Consider the following 21,169-nt stretch of genomic DNA (forward strand, 5'->3'; position numbering starts at 1 on the left):
GGGCGCCAAACCCCTTCGATCTGACTTCAGTAGCGGTTATGCAGCGCTTTGGGGCGGTGCAGCTGTTACACTCACCAGGTGGCGAGTGCCTCCCGCACGGGCCCGCGGTAGAGTTCGCGGGCAAATGCGCGTTGTGTTGTCACCGGTGAACTCGGTGCGTAAAGCAACCTGCTTCCGCCGATCACGCTACCGACCGCATCCCCAACCTTCGTCCATGAGAAGGGCATGCCATCGTAACGGAAGATCGCACCTTTACCCTGCGTGAGACCATAGAGTCTGCCACCGGCCACTGCGAGGCTGTCTGCTGCATTGCCAATTCGCGTCCACGATTCCGGGGTACCGTTATAGGACCAAACCTCTTGGCGGTCCGTTGTCATACCGAACAGCAAGCCGCCCTGACCGGCGACAAAGCCGATGCCCGGCCCGCCAATCCGCGTCCAGGAATTTGCGCTTGCATCATGGGAGAGGATGTCGCCGGTCGAACCGTCAATGGCATAGGCTTCATCGCCACCGCCGATTATCGAAACAACGTTATCGCGCACCCGCGTCCAATCATTCGGTGTGCCGTTCCATCGGAACAGCCGGTTCCCAGAAGGGGATATTCCGTAGACTGTCGCGCCAACGCCCGCAAATGCGGCCCCAGGCCCCCCTATCCGCTCCCATGCCATGGGTGCCCCGGTAAAGCGCCAAATGTCTTCAGTCCCGGGCTCGGTAGCGTACAGGTCGTTGCCGCCGTCAATCAGCGTCTCAGCCGGACCACCGATTTGTGTCCATTGACCCGCAGACCCGTCGTGGCGGAACACTGCCTGTCGATCCGGCGTCAGGCCGTACGCCGTCGCTCCGATCCCGACCCATTGGCTGCCGGGACCACCAACGATACTCCAGTTGTCATTAATGTCGAGCATCTGAAGATCGGCGTCAGGCGGGATGTCGCGTTCCGGGTCGCGGATCTGATTGAGGAACCAGCCAAGCACGTATTTTTCAATTACAGGTCTGCCGCCACCGCGCCGGAAAGGCAGGCTCAGTTCGGCAGCGTCCGCATAGCCGACGTCATCGCCGGAAGGCCCGCCCGAGCCGCCCTTTCTGCGGAGAACCACAAATTGCATGAAGTTCTGAACGATTCCGGACTTTCCAGCAGCCAATGCCTCTTCCTCTAGTACGCTGAGCAGATCCGAAGCACTAGCGGGTCCTGAATCCCGGCCCGTGATCGGGCTGCTATAGGTCGGGTCGGAAGCGTCTGCGACGATCATGTTCCCCTCGAACAGCCGCCGCGAGATTCCGAAGTCAAAAAAGTGCATGGCATCCACACCTTCATAGAGACGTGCCATGTCCTGAAGTGTGGTAATGTTGTCCGCCCAGGGCCGGTCTGCCGTCGGGCAACCCGGATACATCTCCGTTTGCGAAAACCCGAGCTCCTGCTGAGCCCGTCGTGTTATGACCGTCGTTCCAAAAAGATCCATGACCGCGTCGAGCGACCGGTTGTGGGATTCCCACATCATCGTCGGCAACGCATCTGTCAGCGGCGCCGAGCCCGCGACCGTCCCAGGCCCCGCCGTAAGGCAGACGGTATCCGCCCGCGCAGCGCCTGTGGCACCTGCGGGTTCGAACCATGACACGCGTGTCGACATCGAGGTATTCGGGTCGCGGTCGACATCGATTAGCGCATGCAGATAAGGCAGCAGTTTCAGCACGCTCAGCGGTTGAAAACAGGTGTCCGCCGCGTGTTCGGCAAGAACGCGGCCAGAGGCTTGCTTTACAAGGAAACCGCGCCGAACGCTCAGGCCGTAATCGGGATGATCGTAGCACCGCAGCATGAACGCGCGGATGCGGCTTGTTTCGGCCAGGTCATCCTCGAAAAGCCAGACTTCCTGCCGATCGGGTGTGAGGCCGTAAACAAATTCGTCCGCTGCAACGAACTGCGCGCCGGGACCGCCGATCCGCTCCCATCGGGTTTCTTCCCGGAAATAGCGCCAGATGTCGCCTGTGCCAGGCTGGACGGCACAAAGACGGTTTCCCCCGCCGATCAATGATTGTGCGGGTCCGCCAACCCTGTTCCAACGGTCGGCGCGCTCATCATATTCATAGACCGCCTGCCGGTCCGGCGTGAGGCCGTAGATCCGAGCACCCACCCCGACCCACTCTGCACCGGCACCGCCGATACGCTGCCAGCTTCCGTCGTACCGCGTCCAGGCCCAAATCGCAGCGTCGCCCGGTGCCGAGGCCCAAATGCGCGAACCCCCCTCCACTATGTTTTCAGCAGGGGACGGGCCGATGACTGTCCAGTCGTTTGCAAACCGATCATAGCGTAGAAGACGGTCGCGGTTGGGCGACAAGGCATAGAGCGCATTGCAAACGCCGGTGAATTGGGCACCCGGTCCGCCGACGGCACTCCAGCCGACCCCATTGAAGCGGAAAACACCACCGCCGCCAGGTGAGGTTGCGTAGAGATCCCATCCACCGCCAATGAGGGCCTCGGCCGGTCCGCCGATCTGCGACCAGTCGCCGGTGCGAGGGTTCCGGGTGAACACCGCCTGTCTGTCCGGCGTAAGCGCTGCAAGCCTGCCGCCGAAAACGGCCAAACTGTGAGCGGGTCCTCCGATCTTCGACCAAGGCATCGTATCGCTCCTTTGCATAGAATTCCGACGCCGCATGTGTTGCGGCCTTAAAACGAAATTGCCCTCTGCCACGACCAAGCTGTCTCGTTGGGATCAATGGCCAAGGGCTGTTTACTATGAAGATGTCGAAATTTTTCCGAAGGCTCAGTTGGCAGCCGAGAGAGGAAAGCAATGCAGAAATTGTAGTTTAACATTCCCTTTCAAAGGGTCTTGCGCAAATGCGGTTTGATCAGCGGAGTAGTTCCGAACATCTACTGATTGTAACGAGTTACATGAGAGAATTGGCACTAACTTCGTGTGTATTTATACAATAATTTCCATTCTAAAACAACTTGTTCCCGACAAGCCCTCCTCCGATTGCGTGTCGTATCGCTATCCTTCAACGCGCGAAATCTGTTGCAAAGTTTCGATCTGGCGGAACTGCCTTGGCGATTGCACCGAAACCAAGCAGCCAAGCCGCGATTTGTTTGATCGGAAAGAGTCCGGCGCAAGAGACATAACCTACTTGCACGCCACGTTCGTCATCCAAACCAAATTCACGTCGACAGACTGAAGGATACAAGGAGGTTGTCGCATGAACAGGTGCTGCGGTTTTGAAATAAATCATGAGCCACCCTTCAACCGGATTATGCCCGTCGCCACGCAGGTGCCAGTTCCAGAAAGGTCAATAGTCGGAAGATTGCAACAGACCCGTCTCCAAGATCGCGGGTCTATTAGCATCATTCCGTCGCCTAATGAGAGGGTAGCCGGACCCGCATCGAATACCCCGAGTTTCCGCGTCTGAGCGACGACTATGGTGCCCCACACAAGGAACGGCGCGCTCGGCAGGGTGAGCCGATCCGGCAGGAGGGCTGGCACATGCATGATGTCGACAGTCTGATTGCAGAATGGGTGCTTCGCGTAATCAAGTCGTTTGAGAAGGCGGATTTTTCAAATCTTTTCGAATAGTGTTGTTGCATTTTTGCGGGTGGCCCGTGCAATTCGCCCGGCGCATATTTTGGAACACACTGCATTTCTTCAGGAGCATACATGGGCAACAAGTATTTCGCACCGTATGGTGGACACCCCGGGCAAGAACAATTGTTGACTGACCGAGCTGTTTTCACTGACGCTTATGCCGTGATCCCGAAGGGTACGATGCGGGATATTGTGACCAGTTTCCTGCCGTTTTGGGACGACACACGGTTGTGGGTGATCTCACGACCCTTGAGCGGCTTCGCCGAAACCTTTTCTCAATACATAATGGAAGTTCAGCCCGGAGGTGGCTCTGACCGGCCAGAAAACGATCCCGAGGCCGAAGGCGTTTTGTTTGTGGTCGAAGGCATTGCGACCTTGGTCGCCGAAGGCAAAACCTATGAACTGACGCCCGGAGGCTACGCCTACCTGCCCCCGGAAACAGATTGGACCCTGCGAAACCATGGGGATGAAACCCTGCGTTTTCATTGGATCCGAAAGGCTTATGAAGTCGTAAAAGGCCTTGATCGCCCGGACGTTCTTGTCCTCAACGAAAACGACATCGCACCAACGCCTATGCCCGGGACGGATGGCAAGTGGGCCACAACCCGATTTGTCGACCCAAGCGATCTGCGCCACGACATGCATGTCACCGTGGTGACGTTTGAGCCCGGCGCGGTCATCCCTTTCCTTGAGACCCATGTCATGGAGCACGGTCTCTATGTTCTGGAAGGAAAGGCGGTCTACCGGTTGAACAATGACTGGGTCGAAGTTGAGGCGGGCGATTACATGTGGTTACGCGCGTTTTGCCCGCAAGCATGTTATGCAGGTGGGCCCGGAAAGTTCCGTTACCTGCTTTATAAGGACGTAAACCGGCATATGGCGCTGCGACCAGGACCCGCTGCCTAGCCGCAACACCGGTGTCTCAGGGCTGCGGCGGAGTAACCGTTCCACCGATGGCCAGCGTCAATTGATGAGCCGCCTCCATAACGGGGCGGCTTAGCCTTTCAATTTCAGCCTCGCTGACCCGGCTTGTCGGTCCGGACACTGAAATCCCTGCAACCGCTTCTCTGTTGATATCGAAAACCGGCGCCGCAATGCATCTCATGCCCGCGTTCTTTTCCTCATTGTCGACTGAGAAGCCCTGCGCCCTGACCGCTGCAAGGTCTTCTTTCAACGCTGTCGGATTGGTAATCGACCTACCTGTAAATGCTTGAAGCTCTACGTTGGCCAACAACCGGTTCAACCTTTCTTCGTCCATAAAAGCCAACAGCGCTTTTCCAATTCCCGATGCATGCATTGGCGACAGCGTGCCGGGTGGAAAGAACGCGCGGATGCTGGCGTGGGTTTCCACCTGGCTCAGGAACAATACAGAACCTTCTTTCTCGACCCCCAGATTTGCGGTCTCGCCAGTGGCCTCCATAAGTTTTCGCATCACCGGTCTGGCCCGGTCCACGAGGCTGGTGCGGCGCAGGAAGCGTGAGCCAATGACGAACGCGCGCGGACCAATGTGCCAGACTTGCTCATCGTGATCGAATTCGACAAGCCCCCTGCCCTCAAGTGTCACGAGAATACGGTAAACCGTGGCCGGTGACTGGCCCATTTCGTCGGACAACGCGGTTAACGCCTTGCCCTGCGCCTCGCTCAAATACTCGAAAACTTCCATCGCGCGGTCGAGTGATTTGATCGTGTTTTGTGCGGTTTTGTCGTCCCATCCCCGTGGTCTTCCACGGGCTTTTCGGCGGACTTCGGAAGTATTTTCTTGAGAATCCATAAAAACCCTTTGATCATTCGTGAAAGACTAATTCATCATATGAAAAATATAACCTACTGACAACTATAAATTAAATATCAACCCAAGTGTTTTGAAAGCCTTTTTCAAAAATATATCGGGCAGGGCGGCTGGAACTTATTGTGTGGTCAACGACGGAAGGAGACCATCCATGAGCTTTCAAAATCCTGTTTTCATCCCGGGCCCGACCAATATCCCTGAAAGCCTGCGCAAGGCCTGCGATATGCCCACGATCGACCACCGTTCGCCGCTGTTCGGGCAGATCCTGCATCCTGCGCGCGCGGGTGTGCAGAAAATTCTGAAAAGCGACAGCGCCGAGGTTTTCATCTTTCCTTCGACCGGAACCGGCGGTTGGGAAACCACACTGACCAACACATTGTCCCCTGGTGACAAGGTGTTGGCGGCGCGCAATGGCATGTTCAGCCACCGCTGGATCGATATGTGCCAGCGCCACGGTCTGAATGTCGAAATCGTCGAAACCCCTTGGGGCGAAGGGCTGCCAGCCGATCGTTACGAAGAGATTCTGGCCGCCGACACAAACCATGAAATCAAGGTTGTTCTTGCCACGCATAACGAGACGGCGACTGGCGTGAAGTCTGATATTGCTGCCGTGCGCAGGGCTCTTAATGCGGCCCAGCACCCGGCGCTTCTGTTTGTTGACGGCGTGTCGTCGATCGCGTCCATGGATTTCCGTTTTGACGAATGGGGGGTCGATGTTGCCGTCACGGGTTCGCAAAAAGGGTTCATGCTGACTGCGGGTCTGGCCATTGTCGGCTTTAGCCAGAAGGCGATGGAGGCGACCAAGACAGGCACTCTGTCCCGCACATTCTTTGATGTGCATGACATGGCGAAGGGCTATGCCAACAACGCTTATCCCTATACGCCCGCAGTTGGCTTGATGAATGGCCTCAACCAGGCCTGTGATATGCTGCTGAGTGAAGGTCTGGAAAACGTCTTTGCCCGGCATCATCGGATTGCCGAAGGTGTTCGCGCCGCCGTAGGTGCCTGGGGGCTGGAGCTTTGCGCGACCAACCCGTCGGTGTATTCTGACACTGTCAGCGCGATCCGCACGCCCAACGGTTTCAATGCAACCGATATCGTTACGCATGCGGCAGATAAGTACGGCGTCGCGTTTGGTGTCGGCCTCGGCGAAGTCGCAGGCAAAGTCTTCCGGATCGGACACCTTGGCAGCCTGACGGATGTCATGGCTCTGTCCGGGATCGCCACCGCGGAAATGTGCATGGCCGACCTGGGTCTGAATATCCAACTCGGCTCCGGTGTGGCTGCTGCACAGGAATACTATCGCGGTCATCCAGCTGCCGTTCAGAAGGACGCTGCATGATGAAGGATTGCAACATGTACATCCCAACGTACGAGGACATGCTCGCGGCGCATGAAAGGATTGAACCATTTATCCGCCGCACACCGGTCCGAACTTCGGACTACCTGAATGAGCTGACCGGGGCACAACTGTTCTTCAAATGCGAGAACTTTCAGGAACCGGGTGCTTTCAAGGTTCGCGGCGCTACCAACGCTGTCTTCGGCCTCGACGAAGAACAGGCAAAAAAAGGCGTCGCGACCCATTCTTCGGGCAACCATGCCTCGTGCCTGTCCTATGCGGCGATGAAACGTGGAATTCCCTGTAACGTGGTGATGCCGCGCACGGCACCGCAGGCCAAGAAAGACACGGTTCGTCGCTATGGTGGGAAGATCACCGAATGTGAACCTTCCACCTCATCCCGCGAAGCAACATTTGCCGAGGTTCAGGCCGCCACGGGTGGGGATTTCGTCCACCCCTACAACGATCCGCGCGTGATCGCCGGACAGGGCACCTGTTCGCGCGAGTTCATTGAACAGACCGACGGTCTGGATGCGGTTGTCGCCCCTATCGGTGGCGGCGGCATGGTGTCCGGCACCTGCCTGACCCTCTCCACACTGGCCCCGGAAACCGCGATTATCGCAGCTGAGCCCGAACAGGCTGACGACGCCTATCGCAGTTTCAAGGCAGGTCACATCATAGCCGACGATGCGCCAAAGACCATTGCCGACGGGCTGCTGGTTCCGCTGAAAGACCTCACCTGGCACTTCGTGTCTAACCACGTATCGGAAATCTACACCGCCTCAGAACAAGAGATCATCGATGCGATGAAGCTGACGTGGAAACACCTGCGGATCGTGATGGAGCCATCCTCGGCCGTACCGCTGGCCACGGTTCTGAAGAACCCGGACGCGTTCAAAGGCAAGCGGGTCGGTCTGATCATAACCGGGGGCAATGTCGATCTGGACAAGCTGCCCTGGCTGAACGCCTGACCGCAAACCAACAGACATCAATCCCGACATAGGAAGACGGAAATGAAAGATATGACCAATCTCGACCAATTCGAAGTAGGCTATGACATTCCGGCCAAGCCCGGAATGGATGAAGCAGATATCCAGACCCCCAGCCTGATCCTGGATCTCGACGCGCTTGAGCGCAACATCAAGAAGATGGGCGATTATGCCAAAGCCCATGGCATGCGTCACCGTGTGCATGGGAAAATGCACAAGTCGGTGGACGTGGCTAAACTGCAGGAGAAAATCGGCGGTGCCGTCGGTGTCTGCTGCCAGAAAGTCTCGGAGGCCGAGGTCTTTGTGCGCGGCGGCATCAAGGATGTTCTGGTGTCGAACCAGGTGCGTGACCCGGCCAAGATCGACCGTCTTGCCAGCCTGCCGAAACTGGGCAGCCGCATCATCGTTTGTGTTGATGATCTGGACAATGTCGCGGACCTTTCGGGCGCGGCCGTCGATCACGGAACGCAGCTGGAAGTTTTCATCGAAATCGACTGTGGCGCCGGTCGCTGCGGTGTGACGACGACGCAGGACGTAGTTGAAATCGCCAAGGCGGTCGAAGCTGCCGAAAACCTGAAATTCACCGGCATCCAGGCCTATCAGGGTGCGATGCAGCACCTCGACAGCTACGAGGCGCGCAAGGAAAAGCTCGACACCGCGATCGCGATGGTAAAGGACGCCGTTGAGGGCCTGAGGGCCGAAGGCATCGAGTGCGAGCTGGTCTCGGGCGGTGGCACCGGCTCCTATTACTTCGAGTCCAACTCGGGCGTGTATAATGAACTTCAGTGCGGGTCCTACGCCTTCATGGATGCCGACTACGGCCGCATCCTGGACAAAGACGGCAATCGGATCGATCAGGGCGAGTGGGAAAACGCCTTCTTCATCCTGACCAGCGTCATGAGCCACGCCAAGGCGGACAAGGCCATCGTCGATGCGGGCCTCAAGGCGCAATCGGTCGACAGCGGATTGCCGGTTGTCTTCGGGCGCGATGATGTCGAGTACATCAAATGTTCCGACGAGCATGGCGTCGTCATGGACCCGGACGGTGCGCTCAAGGTCAACGACAAGCTCAAGCTGGTGCCAGGGCACTGCGACCCGACGGCAAACGTGCACGATTGGTATGTTGGCGTCCGCAATGGCAAGGTCGAAGCCGTCTGGCCCGTGTCCGCGCGTGGCCGCGCATACTGATCCCGACGAACACAAAACAGGAAGGTTCGGCACGAACGTAGCCGGATAGCCGCCCGTGTGTATTCCCTCCCTTCGGGAAGACACACGGGCGCACGAATTCTGAACGGAGCAATACATGTTGATCGTACCCGAGCGTGAAATCGCTGACCTCATGACCCGTAAAGCGGCCTTTGATGCCGTTGAAAAGGTCTTTGCCGCAATGGCGTCCGGCGACGCCTACAACTTTCCCGTCGTGCGCGAAGCCATCGGGCATGAAGACGCTCTATACGGCTTCAAGGGCGGGTTTGACCGCGCGGGGCTGACGCTTGGCCTGAAAGCGGGTGGCTATTGGCCGAACAATCTGGAAAAACGCGGGCTGATCAATCACCAGTCCACCGTATTTCTTTTCGATCCCGACACCGGCAAACCTTCGGCGATGGTCGGCGGCAATCTTCTGACGGCCTTGCGCACCGCAGCGGCATCGTCCGTTTCGATCAAGCACCTCGCCCGTGCGGACGCCAAGGTTATCGGCATGATCGGAGCGGGCCATCAGGCCGCCTTTCAGCTGCGCGCGGCGCTGGAGCAGCGGGCCTTGGAAAAGGTCATCGGCTGGAACTACCACCCCGAGATGCTGCCGAATATCGAGAAGGTCGCCAATGAATCCGGCGTTCCCTTTGAAGCGGTTGCGCTGGATGGGATGAAAGAGGCCGATGTGATCATCTCAATCACCTCAGCATTTGCACCGTCACTGATGGCGGATCATGTCAGCCCGGGAACGCATGTCGCCTGTATGGGTACAGACACAAAGGGCAAGCAAGAGGTGGAAGCAGCGCTGCTGGCCAAGGCAAGTGTCTTTACTGACGAAGTGGCGCAATCCGTTACCATTGGCGAAGCACAGCACGCTGTGGCACAAGGCCTGATTAAGGAAAGCGATGTGGCCCAGCTTGGCGCGGTCATTAACGGCACAAACCCGGGCCGGACATCGAACGATCTGATCACCCTGTTCGATGGTACGGGGGTAGGTCTTCAGGATCTTGCGGTCGCTGCCTCCGTGGTCGACCTTGCCGTTCAGAAAGGGATCGCAATCAAGGTCGACTTTTAGCGGAGAACAGTGACAACCGAGCCTGTTTCGAACCGACACGTACGGCTGCAGATTAAACCCCGGCGAAAAAGTTCTGTAACAAAAAAAGCGGCGCGCAAAAGCGCGCCGCTTTGAATCTTTTGCAGCGGCCCTTGCGAGGGACCGGCCATGTTTCATCAGACGTGATCGTCTTTTCCAATGGAGCCCAAGCCATGCCCTGCCATACCGCCTGAAACCTCTTCCGTGGCTTCGTCAGAAAGCTCTTCGGGAAGCACCAAGTTCAGGATAATGGCGATGACTGCAGCAGGTAGAATACCCGAAGTCGCCAGAACCTTAAATGTACCGGGTAGATACTGAAGAGCACCAGGTTCCAGCTGCAACCCCAAACCAAGGCTCAGGGAAATTGCAAAGATCACCATGTTTCGGCGGTTCCAGTTTACGTCCGAAAGCATCGAGACACCTGCCGCAACCACCATTCCGAACATCACGATGACACCGCCACCAAGAACCTCGATCGGGATCGACGAAATAATCGCGCCAATTTTCGGAACAAGGCCGCACACGATCAGGAAGAGCGCCCCGATGGTAACGACCATTCGGCTCATGACACCGGTCATGGCGATCAAGCCGACGTTCTGACTGAACGAAGTGTTTGGCAATGCACCAAAGAGACCAGAGATCGCGGTGCCGACACCATCGGCGTAGGTCGCGCCCTGAATCTCCTTGTCGGTCGCCTCGCGTCCCGCACCGCCTTTAGTGATACCGGATACGTCGCCAACGGTTTCGACAGCGGAAACAAAGGACATCGCACAGAAACCAATGATGGCCGCTACCGAGAACTCGATGCCAAAATGCAGTGGGTTCGGCAGCGCGAACGAGGCAGCACGACCAACGTTGCCCAAATTGACCTGACCAAGAGCAAACGCCACAGCATAACCGACGAGCAGGCCGATCAGAACAGCCGACACCGACAGCATTCCCCGCGCAAAGAACTTCAGCCCAAGCGTTACGACAATCACGATGCCTGCCATGAACCAGTTGAGGCCCGAGCCATATTCCTCGGTGCCAATAGCAGGCACACCACCGGCGGCGTATTGGACGCCGACCTTAACCAGCGCCAGACCGATCATGGTCACCACAAGACCCGTAACCAGAGGCGGAAGCGCAAAGCGAATACGCCCGATGAACAGCCCCAGGAAAGCGTGGAACAAGCCGCCGACGACAACACCGCCCATCAGGACGGCGATGGCATCAACGCCCTTTCCCACCACCAGCGGGATCATGATCGGGATGAAGGCAAACGACGTCCCCTGCACGATCGGCAACCGCGCGCCAATAGGACCCACGCCAATGGACTGAAACAGCGTGGCGACGCCCGCAAAGAACATCGACATCTGGATCATGTAGATCATCTGCGGAAAATCCGGGCTGTTCGAACCGAACCCAAACCCTGCCGCGCCACAAACGATAATGGCTGGCGTGACGTTGGACACGAACATCGCCAGCACATGCTGAATTCCAAGTGGCACCGCCTTTATGAGTGGCGGAGTGTAATTCGGATCGCGGAGTTGTTCCGGCGTTCCGATGGATGCATCTGACATTTAGTTTTTCCTCCCTAGTAGGTCGCGAACCGGCTCCTCTTCCGGCCACGTACCTCATTCCGTGATTATAAAAGCCTCTTCGAACCAATGCTCTTCGAGGTTGGGCCCGATTCCAATTCGGTCGACCACCGCAAAAAGTCCGGGCGCATGAAGTGGGGTCAGTACGCCATGCCACGTGTTGCGGTGATAATTCACGCCCTGTCCGGGCGATGTTTTGAAGGCGATGGGCTGCCCGGGCCTGCCGTCTTGGTCCGGGGCGACAACCACAACAAAAGGCTTATCGGACAAAGGCAGAAAGGCCTGACTGCCATCCGGGTGGCGTTCGACCATTTCCAGTTTGATCGGCAGACTGAACGCCTCGGACTGAAACACACTAATTCCGGCGCGTCCGTCATGGAAATCCAGCGCTGCGCGATCATGATACCGAGCGCACTTACCCTGATTAATGAGTTTATCCACCCGACCGGCCACTTCGATCACATCGCCAAACGGCACAAATGCCTCAGCGGTCAGGGGCCGGAGTTTCAGTACGGCTGTCATTCAGCGAACTTCTCAACCAGACGCAATTCAGCAATCCGCTCGACCTGGCGGCAGGCCTCGGCAAATTCCGTTTCGCGATCGCTGTCGATGCGACGGTGAAAAGCGTCCAGAATACTGGCTTTGGTATTGTCCTTGACGGCTATGATGAAGGGAAAGCCGAACTTGGTTGTGTAGGCATCGTTCAACGCTGTGAATGTTGCGCGCTCTTCATCGGTCAGCATGTCCAGACCTGCACCGGCCTGTTCAGCTGTGCTTTCCTTGGTCAGACGTCCAGCCGCGGCTAGCTTGCCCGCCAAATCCGGGTGGGCGGTCAGAACACCAAGGCGTTGTTCGTCAGAGGCCGAGCGGAACATCCGCGCCAGCGCGTTGTGAACACCAGCGGCATTGTCATGCGTCGGGCCCAGCTCCAGATCATATGCACCTTCGGCAATCCATGGGCTGTGTTCAAACACACCGCCGAATTCGGACACAAATGTCGACCGGTCCATTTCAGACGGGGTTAGACCTTGCATCGGAGGGTGCTCCTTCGCCCAGTGATCGGCAATTTGTTCGCGCGTCGCAAACCAGACGCCATCGTGTTTCCTGAAGTAATCCAGCGCCCGTTTCAGCGCCATGGCGCGACCCGGTCGACCAATCAAACGGCAATGCAATCCGATTGAGAGCATTTTTGGCGCGCCAGCCTCACCCTCGGCATAGAGCATGTCAAAGCTGTCCTTCAGATAGCTTTCGAATTGTTCTCCGTTGGTGAAACCCGCCTGGATCGCAAAGCGCATGTCGTTGCAGTCCAGCGTGTAGGGCATGATCAATTGATCCTTGCCGCCAGCCTTGGTCCAGTACGGCAAATCGTCGGCGTAGTCGTCAGCGATGTAGGCAAAGTCACCTTCCTCAGCGGCCAGATCGACCGTATTCATCGAACAGCGACCCGTGTACCAACCGCGCGGCGGCTGCCCCGTGACCTCGGTGTGCAGCCGGATCGCTTCCCGGACTTGGGCGCGCTCTTCTTCTGCGTCCATGTCCTTGTGTTCAATCCATTTCAGACCGTGGCTGGCAATCTCCCATCCTGCGTGCTTCATCGCGGCAACTTGTGCAGGTGCACGGGCCAAAGCCGTGGCAACGCCGTAAACGGTAATTGGTAGATCTTGCAAAAGGTGATGCACGCGCCAGAACCCGGCGCGGCTGCCATATTCGTAGATCGACTCCATATTCCAGTGCCTCTGCCCCGGCCACGGGGCGGCACCAGTGATCTCGGATAAAAACGCCTCGGACGCGGCATCGCCGTGCAAAACGTTATTTTCGCCGCCTTCTTCATAGTTCAATACAATCTGAACCGCGATCTTGGCATCATTTGGCCAGTTGGCTTTAGGCACTTGCCCACCATAGCCGGTCATGTCTCGTGGATAGCGCGTCACATCTATTTCCTTCTTCTTCTTTTAATCAATACCCCAGACAATCTGAGATGTTTTTCAAAAAATACAAAAAACAGCTTCGAATAGACAGTCTTTGCCCCCTGGGAAGAAAACAGATTAGAACCTGAATAACTTGAGGAGTAGCGCAAATGACCGGTTACCTTACAACCCATGTTCTAGATACCGCGCGGGGATGCCCTGCCGAGGGATTGAAAATCGAGCTGTTTCGCATTGAAGGTTCAGAACGGACATTGCTGAAAACTCTGGTCACAAATGACGACGGCAGGACCGACGAACAGATTCTGCCCAAAGCTGAGTTTTCAACGGGCGAGTACGAACTGATCTTCCATGCCGGAGAATACCTCGATGCCTCTGGCACCCCACCTGAAGACCCACGTTTTCTGAACGTCATCTCCATCCGCTTTGGGATGTCGGAGCACTCGCATTACCACGTACCGCTGCTTCTTTCACCCTTTGGGTACTCGACCTATCGCGGCAGCTGAGTGGCCCATCAAGGCGTATTTGATGCGACAATCGATGATCGAATGCGTTCGATGATGAAATCCATGAACAGCCGCGTTTTGGGGTCCTGCATCCGGCGGTGTGTAAACAGGCACGCCATCTGAATTGGTTCTGGTGGCGTTTTTTCTGCCACTGGAACCAGATTTCCGGCCCTAAGATGCTGCGCAATCTCAAATATCGGTTTCAAAGCGATACCATGACCGCCCAGCGCCCAATCCGTCAACACATCGCCGTCATCTGACTCATATCGCCCAGCGACACGGAACCGCCTTGGTCCCGTATCGGTTTTCAACAACCATTGAAATTCGGTCGCACCCGGAAACCGCAAATTGAGACACTCGTGCTGGTCGGCGATAATATCATCGCCGCTTTCCGGCATCCCATGTTTTTTGATGTATTTAGGCGACGCGCAAAGCACTCTTTCAACATCCGCGATCTTGCGAATACGCAAGTTGCTATCCTCTGGCTGACCAAGAAAGAATGCCAGATCCAGACCTTCAGTGGTCAGATCCACCTTTCGGTCCGTCAGCCTTAGCCTGACATTTACCTCAGGGTACTCGGCAAGGAACTTTGGCACCTGCGGTGCTATCAATCGTCGACCGACACCCAATGGCGCTGCGACGTAAAGCGACCCTTTCAGGTTCTCCGTAATGTTGACAATCTGAGCTTCGGCGCGATCAACCGCTTCAAGTATCTCTGCCGCGCCGCGATAAAATGACTTTCCCTGCTCGGTCGGCGTCAGGCTGCGTGTCGTGCGCTGAAACAAGCGCACACCAAGATGTTCTTCCAATTGCGATATGCGCGCCGACGTTACCGCCGGTGAAACCCGCAAGTCACGACCCGCAGCAGACATGCTGCCCAATTCGTAGACCCGGACAAAGGTTCTGATGTTATCAAAATAGGACATTTTTTTGCATTTTTTGATACTGCTTGGTCTTTACCAGCAATACCAGAATAAAACAGTCTCGCATAGAGTATGCCGGAACTAAAGAATCTCAGGAGCAAAGCCATGTATGACCTGGCCGTAATGTGGGAGTGGATCGCCTTTTCCGTCCGCTGGCTGCATGTGATCACCGCGATGGCGTGGATTGGGGCGTCCTTCTATTTTATCGCGCTGGACCTCATGCTTAAGCCGAACCCTGCCCTGCCGGACGGGGCTTATGGCGAGGAATGGGAAGTACATGGCGGCGGGTTCTATCACACCGTTAAGTACTTGGTCGCGCCCGCGCGGATGCCCGAGCATCTGACCTGGCACAAATGGCAGAGCTACACGACCTGGCTTTCGGGTGCGGCGCTGCTGATGATCATCTACTGGGTCGGTGGTGAGCTGTTCCTGCTTGATCCAACCAAAGCGGACCTGACGCTGTGGCAGGGTATTCTGATCTCTGGCGGATCGTTGACCATTGGTTGGCTGCTGTACGATCAGATGTGTAAATCCAAGCTCAGCGATCACCCAACCGTTCTGATGCTGCTATTGTTTGTGATCCTCGTGATCATGTCCTGGGGCTATAACCAGATCTTCACGGGCCGCGCAGCACTTTTGCATCTTGGCGCGTTTACCGCGACGATCATGACGGCCAATGTGTTCTTTCAGATCATGCCGAACCAGCGGATCGTGGTCGAGGACCTCAAGGCTGGTCGCACGCCTGACGCCAAATACGGCAAGATCGCCAAGGTACGCTCCACGCATAACAATTATCTGACTTTGCCGGTCGTGTTCCTGATGCTCGCAAACCACTATCCTCTGGCCTTTGGCACTGAATATTCGTGGATCATCGCCAGCCTGATCTTCCTGACAGGCGTCACCATCCGCCACTACTTCAACACGATGCACGCGACAGGAACCGGCCCGCACTGGACTTGGGGGGTTACCGTTGTTCTCATGGTTGTGATCGCCTGGCTTTCTTCGGTGAGGCCCACGGAAACCTGGGAGGATGCCGAAGCGCGAGAACTTACGCCGTATGAGGAAAAATTTGCCTCGGCTGCCGGTTTCGAAGAAGCATATGACACGGTTATTGGAAACTGTTCGATGTGCCATGCACGAGAGCCCGTATATGGCACTATGAAATGGGCCCCCAAGAAGGTGTATCTTGAAACCCCCGGCGACGTTGCCCGCAATGCCGATCAGATTTATCTGCAAGCCGGGATCAGCCATGCAATGCCGCCGCCAGCTGCGGTTCAAATGGATGAAGAAGCGCGTCAAACCATCATTGCATGGGTGCGTGAAGTCAGGGACCAATAGATACGCGCGATCGCCGAACTGATGGCTGCAAACCGGGTTATGACGCCCGGTTTTTTGCTTTGTGCTTAAGAAAAAACCGTTTGCTGTGTTGCGCAATATGTTCGACAAACAAACGCACCTTAGGGTCCTGAAGCTTTTTGTGCGGGTAAAGGCATCCGAAAATCGTTGGCAAAGGAGGCGTCTGGGGCAGCACCTCGACCAAACGACCATCTTCGAGATACTCGCGCACATCAAAGCGCGGTTTGTTGACGATCCCCCTGCCCGCCAGGGCCCAATCCGTCAGCACATCACCATCATCTGCATCGTATTTGCCGCGAACTTCAAGCTTTCGCGGGCCCATGTCCGTACGGAGCGTCCAATAGTATTCGGGAGATCTCGGATACCGCAACAAAAGGCAGTTGTGGGGCGTGTACAGCAAGTCGTCGGGTGTCTTGGGCATACCAACTTGCGATAGGTACTGCGGAGAAGCACACAAGACACGATCGCAATCCGCGAACTTACGCAGCTTCATCGTGGAGTCGCCGGGCTCACCAATAAAAAATGCGATGTCCAGCCCGTCGGCCAGAATGTCCACTTTCCGGTCGGACAAACGCATGCGAATCTCTGTCTCAGGGTAGAGATCCGAAAACTCCGGGACCAATGGTGCAACGATTCTCCGTCCGACACCCAGTGGTGCGGTAATGCGGATGGCACCACGGGGGGCATCTGAAAAACTGGCGACACGCGCTTCGGCATGATCCAGTGCCACCAGAACGGCCTTGGCTTCATCGTAGAAAATTGTTCCCACTTCGGTCGGAGTCATCGACCGGGTTGTTCTGTTGAACAGCCGCACGCCCAGATGGTTCTCAAGCTCTTTCAGACGTTTGCTTGCCACCGCAGGCGTTAACCGCAGGTCCCGCCCGCCGGAGGTGATACTGCCCAGCTCCATAACCCGGACAAAGACACGCAGGCTTTCGATATACGACATTCGATCCTCCTGATACGGAAAGACTGCGCTACGACAGTTTCTTTTTCAACGTTTTGTTGAAAGTATTTGCCGTTTCCGACGATTTTCAGACTCAATTCCAGTTTCTATGGTTCCCCCGATCACCCACCGGAAGGCAGGGCAGAGGGAGAATTCCATGACGCATCGCACCAACATCCAGTTTATCCTCAATGGCAAGGATGTGTCCGTCCCGAACGTATCAGCAGACCAAACGCTCTTGGACTTTTTGCGGCTGGAGCGCCGACTGACCGGCACAAAGGAAGGCTGCGCTGAAGGTGACTGCGGGGCTTGCACCGTGTTGGTCGGTCGACTTGGCGACGCTGGTCTGACTTATAGCCCGGTAAACGCGTGCATCCGGTTTCTTGCCTCCGTCGACGGATGTCATGTCGTGACAGTCGAACACCTCTCTGGTCCCAACGGCCGTTTGCACCCGGTTCAACAAGCCATGGTCGATCATCACGGCAGCCAGTGCGGGTTCTGCACGCCGGGCTTCGTCATGGCACTTTACGCCCTTTGGATGCGGACACCCGAACCGACCGAAACGCAGGTTGAAACCGCTTTGCAGGGCAACCTGTGCCGCTGCACCGGGTATGAGCCGATCATCCGCGCCGCCGTTGCCGTCAGCCGCTATGGCACGCCTGCGTCGGATCACCTGAATACCGAACGCGAAACCATGACCACACGTCTGGCCGCGCTTAAGGATGGGCGTCGCGTCGTGTCCGGCCCTGAGGACAACCTGAGCATTATCCCCTCCAGCGTTGATGATCTTGCCGAGTGCCTGCAAGCCTACCCGAATGCCACAATTGTGGCCGGGGCAACGGATGTGGGTCTTTGGGTCACCAAATTCCTGCGCAACATCGGGCCTGCCATTTTCACCGGTCATCTCGAAGGCCTGAAAACAGTCGAAAGACAGGGTTCCCTCCTCCTGATCGGTGCTGGTGCCAGCTACACCGATTGCCAGGAACTCCTGTCGGAACACCTGCCACACCTGTCCTCCTACTGGGATCGCATCGCAGGGTGGCAGGTGCGGAATATGGGAACTGTTGGCGGGAACATCGCAAACGGCTCCCCCATCGGGGATACGCCGCCGGTTCTGATCGCGCTTGGCGCAGAACTCACGCTGCGGCGCGGTTCCGAAAGCCGGACGCTGCCTTTGAGTGATTTCTTCATCGACTATGGCAAACAGGACCGCCAACCTGATGAGTTTGTCGCAAGTATCCGTGTGCCGCTGCCCGGGCCGAACGATCTTGACGCGGCTTACAAGATTTCCAAGCGTCGAGACGAAGATATCTCCTCAGTGGCGGCCGGCATCCACATGACGGTCACGGACGGCACCATCAGCGATGCGCGCATCGCATTCGGTGGCATGGCCGCCACGCCCAAGCGTGCATCGTCTGCCGAGGCGGTGCTGAACGGTCAGCCCTGGGCACGCGAGAGCTTTGAAGCCGCCGCTGCGGCGCTGGCGCAGGATTTCTCTCCTCTGACCGATTGGCGCGCCTCGTCTGACTACCGAATGCTGACCGCACAAAACCTGCTGCGCCGGTTCTTCCTTGAAAACGACGCCCAGACCGACACCCCCGTTCAACTGGCTTGCGCTTAATCAGGAGACGACAAGATGAAAGACAACGTTTCCATCATTGGATCGGCCCACACCAACGTAAACCATGACAGTGCGATCAAGCACGTCTCGGGGCAGGCCGATTATACCGACGACATTGCACTGCCGGAAGGCGCGCTACACGCCTATCTCGGTGTCTCTGACGTAGCGCACGCCAAGCTTGCGGGCATCGATTTCACCGAGGTGCTGAAAACGCCCGGAGTTGTCGGGGTTCTGACTGCAGACGATGTTCCGGGGGCAAATGATATCAGCCCAACACATCTGAATGACGAGCCGGTTTTCCCGACCGATGCCATTCAGTTTCACGGCCAGCCCCTGTTTGCCGTGATTGCCGAAACCCGCGATGTTGCACGTCGCGCTGCGGAGCTGGCAAAGATCGAATACGAACCCCTCCCCCATGCGCTGGATCCGATTGCCGCGCAGGACGCCGGGTACCCGTACGTTACAGCACCACTTAAGCTGGAGCGCGGTGACGTCGCCCCTGCTCAGGCGGCCGCATCCAACCGGATCAAGGGGCGCATGAGCGTTGGCGGTCAAGATCATATGTACCTCGAAGGGCATATCGCCTTTGCCGTTCCTGGCGAAGACGATGATGTGATCGTGCATTGCTCGACCCAGCACCCATCTGAAGCCCAGCATATGGTCGCGCATGTCCTTGGGGTGCCGTCCAACGCCGTTGTGGTCAATGTACGTCGTATGGGTGGTGGGTTTGGCGGCAAGGAAAGCCAGATGAACCTGTTCTGCGCCGTCGCCGCCATGGCTGCCAAAAAGTGGAACCGCGCTGTGAAAATCCGCCCCGACCGGGATCAGGACATGACGGCCACCGGTAAACGCCATGACTTCGTGATCGACTACGATGTCGCCTTTGACGACGAGGGCCGTATTCAGGCGGTTGAGGGGAACTTTGCCGCACGCTGCGGGTTCTCGGCGGATCTCTCCGGTCCTGTGACCGACCGCGCGCTGTTCCACGCTGACAACGCCTATTTCTATCCCAATGTGCGCCTGAACAGCCTCCCGATGAAAACCAACACTGTTTCGAACACTGCTTTCCGCGGGTTTGGCGGCCCGCAAGGCGTGATCGCCGCGGAACGGATAATCGAAGAAATTGCTTATGCCACGGGACAAGACCCGCTGGATGTGCGTAAAGCCAATTTCTACGGCACCGAAGACCGCAACATTACCCCGTATCATCAAGAGGTCGAAGACAGCATCCTCGATCGACTGGTCGGAGAGCTGGAAGAGACCTCGGAATACCGTCGACGCCGTCAGGACATCATCGCGTTCAACAAGACGTCACCGATCTTGAAAAAGGGGATCGCCCTCACGCCTGTCAAATTCGGTATTTCCTTCACAGCGACCTGGTACAATCAGGCTGGCGCGTTGGTGCATGTCTACAATGACGGCTCGATACACCTGAACCACGGCGGCACCGAAATGGGGCAAGGCCTGAATACCAAGGTCGCGCAGGTCGTGGCCGAGGCTTTCCAGGTCGATTTCAGCCGGATCAAGATTACCAAAACAACGACCGAGAAGGTTCCCAATACCTCGGCCACTGCGGCCTCCAGCGGCACGGATCTGAACGGCATGGCGGCGCTGAACGCTGTCGAGCAGATCAAAGAGCGTCTGGTGAAATTCGCGGCTGAGAACTGGAATACCGCACCCGAGGAAGTGACTTTCCATGCCAATCAGGTACATATCGGCCAAGAGGTGCTGCCCTTCGATGCGTTCATCAAGCAGGCTTATCTGGCGAGGGTGCAGCTGTCGGCTGCCGGCTTCTACAAAACCCCGAAAATCCACTGGGACCGGGCCAAAGGCCAAGGGCGTCCGTTCTATTACTACGCCTATGGCGCGTCGTGTTCCGAGGTAACGATTGACACTCTGACGGGCGAATATCAGGTTGAACGCACCGATATTTTGCACGACGTTGGCCGGTCGCTGAACCCCGTTCTCGACAAGGGTCAGGTCGAAGGTGCCTTTATTCAGGGTATGGGATGGCTAACCACTGAAGAGCTTTGGTGGGACGATGCGGGTCGTCTGCGCACGCACGCTCCTTCGACATACAAAATCCCGCTCGCGTCAGACCGCCCGCGCATCTTCAACGTGAACCTTGCCGATTGGTCGGAAAACCGCGAGTTGACCATCAAACGCTCCAAGGCAGTTGGCGAACCGCCCTTCATGCTGGGGATTTCGGTGTTCGAGGCCCTGTCGATGGCCGTAGCCTCTGTCGCTGACTACAGGGAATGCCCCCGTCTTGACGCCCCGGCCACGCCCGAGCGTGTCCTGATGGCTGTTGCGCGCTTGCAAGAGGGTCCCTGAGC

Annotated in this window: 17 protein-coding genes; 9 read left to right on the top strand and 8 right to left on the bottom strand. The window is 57.0% G+C overall.

Annotated features, from left to right (window positions below):
• Positions 1–71: 71 nt before the first annotated feature.
• On the bottom strand, positions 72–2,615 hold the full coding sequence (locus ACR0LF_RS05705; protein WP_480580153.1) for a serine hydrolase: 2,544 nt from the start codon (positions 2,613–2,615) through the stop codon (positions 72–74).
• 379 nt (positions 2,616–2,994) lie between these two features.
• A complete protein-coding gene (locus ACR0LF_RS05710; protein WP_480580156.1) occupies positions 2,995–3,222 on the bottom strand; it encodes a hypothetical protein in 228 nt (75 codons plus the stop codon).
• 422 nt (positions 3,223–3,644) lie between these two features.
• On the opposite strand from ACR0LF_RS05710, the gene ACR0LF_RS05715 reads away from it, so the two are divergent.
• Positions 3,645–4,478, top strand: coding sequence for a bifunctional allantoicase/(S)-ureidoglycine aminohydrolase (locus ACR0LF_RS05715; RefSeq protein WP_480580159.1), 834 nt, complete (start codon positions 3,645–3,647; stop codon positions 4,476–4,478).
• Between the two features lie 16 nt (positions 4,479–4,494).
• Here ACR0LF_RS05715 and bhcR read toward each other — a convergent pair whose 3' ends face one another.
• Positions 4,495–5,343, bottom strand: a complete 849-nt coding sequence (gene bhcR / locus ACR0LF_RS05720) for an HTH-type transcriptional regulator BhcR (RefSeq protein WP_480580161.1) — start codon at positions 5,341–5,343, stop codon at positions 4,495–4,497.
• A 169-nt stretch (positions 5,344–5,512) separates the two neighbouring features.
• On the opposite strand from bhcR, the gene bhcA reads away from it, so the two are divergent.
• The 4 genes from bhcA (at position 5,513) to bhcD (ending at position 9,958) form a co-directional block, all read left to right on the top strand.
• Positions 5,513–6,703: an L-aspartate--glyoxylate aminotransferase BhcA gene (gene bhcA, locus ACR0LF_RS05725; protein WP_480580164.1), complete on the top strand. Its 1,191-nt coding sequence runs from the start codon at positions 5,513–5,515 to the stop codon at positions 6,701–6,703.
• Entirely contained in the window at positions 6,703–7,671 is a 969-nt protein-coding gene (gene bhcB, locus ACR0LF_RS05730; protein WP_480580167.1) for a beta-hydroxyaspartate dehydratase BhcB, read from the top strand. The genes bhcA and bhcB overlap by 1 nt, the downstream gene beginning before the upstream one ends.
• Before the next feature lie 42 nt (positions 7,672–7,713).
• Positions 7,714–8,877: a 3-hydroxy-D-aspartate aldolase BhcC gene (gene bhcC / locus ACR0LF_RS05735; protein WP_480580170.1), complete on the top strand. Its 1,164-nt coding sequence runs from the start codon at positions 7,714–7,716 to the stop codon at positions 8,875–8,877.
• A 115-nt stretch (positions 8,878–8,992) separates the two neighbouring features.
• Positions 8,993–9,958, top strand: a complete 966-nt coding sequence (gene bhcD / locus ACR0LF_RS05740) for an iminosuccinate reductase BhcD (protein ID WP_480580173.1) — start codon at positions 8,993–8,995, stop codon at positions 9,956–9,958.
• 155 nt (positions 9,959–10,113) lie between these two features.
• Here bhcD and ACR0LF_RS05745 read toward each other — a convergent pair whose 3' ends face one another.
• The 3 genes from ACR0LF_RS05745 to puuE are packed head-to-tail and all read right to left on the bottom strand — an operon-like array spanning position 10,114 to position 13,487.
• The gene (locus ACR0LF_RS05745; protein WP_480580176.1) at positions 10,114–11,538 is read right to left on the bottom strand and encodes a uracil-xanthine permease family protein; all 1,425 of its coding nucleotides are present in this window, start codon (positions 11,536–11,538) and stop codon (positions 10,114–10,116) included.
• Positions 11,539–11,592: 54 nt separating this feature from the next.
• Positions 11,593–12,078 (bottom strand): ureidoglycolate lyase, encoded by a 486-nt coding sequence (locus tag ACR0LF_RS05750; protein WP_480580179.1) that lies wholly within the window; start codon positions 12,076–12,078, stop codon positions 11,593–11,595.
• Positions 12,075–13,487, bottom strand: a complete 1,413-nt coding sequence (gene puuE, locus ACR0LF_RS05755) for an allantoinase PuuE (protein ID WP_480580182.1) — start codon at positions 13,485–13,487, stop codon at positions 12,075–12,077. Before puuE ends, ACR0LF_RS05750 begins: the two co-directional genes overlap by 4 nt.
• A gap of 146 nt (positions 13,488–13,633) precedes the next feature.
• Here puuE and uraH point away from each other — a divergent pair, with 146 nt between their 5' ends.
• The gene (uraH, locus tag ACR0LF_RS05760) at positions 13,634–13,987 is read left to right on the top strand and encodes a hydroxyisourate hydrolase (RefSeq protein ID WP_480580185.1); all 354 of its coding nucleotides are present in this window, start codon (positions 13,634–13,636) and stop codon (positions 13,985–13,987) included.
• An 8-nt stretch (positions 13,988–13,995) separates the two neighbouring features.
• On the opposite strand, the gene ACR0LF_RS05765 is transcribed toward uraH, so the two are convergent.
• On the bottom strand, positions 13,996–14,913 hold the full coding sequence (locus tag ACR0LF_RS05765; protein WP_480580188.1) for a LysR family transcriptional regulator: 918 nt from the start codon (positions 14,911–14,913) through the stop codon (positions 13,996–13,998).
• Positions 14,914–15,015: 102 nt separating this feature from the next.
• Here ACR0LF_RS05765 and ACR0LF_RS05770 point away from each other — a divergent pair, with 102 nt between their 5' ends.
• Positions 15,016–16,248: a urate hydroxylase PuuD gene (locus ACR0LF_RS05770; RefSeq protein ID WP_480580190.1), complete on the top strand. Its 1,233-nt coding sequence runs from the start codon at positions 15,016–15,018 to the stop codon at positions 16,246–16,248.
• 37 nt (positions 16,249–16,285) lie between these two features.
• On the opposite strand, the gene ACR0LF_RS05775 is transcribed toward ACR0LF_RS05770, so the two are convergent.
• Entirely contained in the window at positions 16,286–17,215 is a 930-nt protein-coding gene (locus ACR0LF_RS05775) for a LysR family transcriptional regulator (protein WP_480580193.1), read from the bottom strand.
• Positions 17,216–17,369: 154 nt separating this feature from the next.
• Here ACR0LF_RS05775 and xdhA point away from each other — a divergent pair, with 154 nt between their 5' ends.
• Together xdhA and xdhB are read left to right on the top strand one after the other, a co-directional pair.
• Complete coding sequence (xdhA, locus tag ACR0LF_RS05780; RefSeq protein WP_480580195.1) at positions 17,370–18,833, top strand: xanthine dehydrogenase small subunit; 1,464 nt, start codon at positions 17,370–17,372, stop codon at positions 18,831–18,833.
• A 15-nt stretch (positions 18,834–18,848) separates the two neighbouring features.
• On the top strand, positions 18,849–21,167 hold the full coding sequence (gene xdhB / locus ACR0LF_RS05785) for a xanthine dehydrogenase molybdopterin binding subunit (RefSeq protein WP_480580197.1): 2,319 nt from the start codon (positions 18,849–18,851) through the stop codon (positions 21,165–21,167).
• Positions 21,168–21,169 lie beyond the last annotated feature (2 nt).

This window comes from Ruegeria sp. E8, assembly GCF_056533985.1.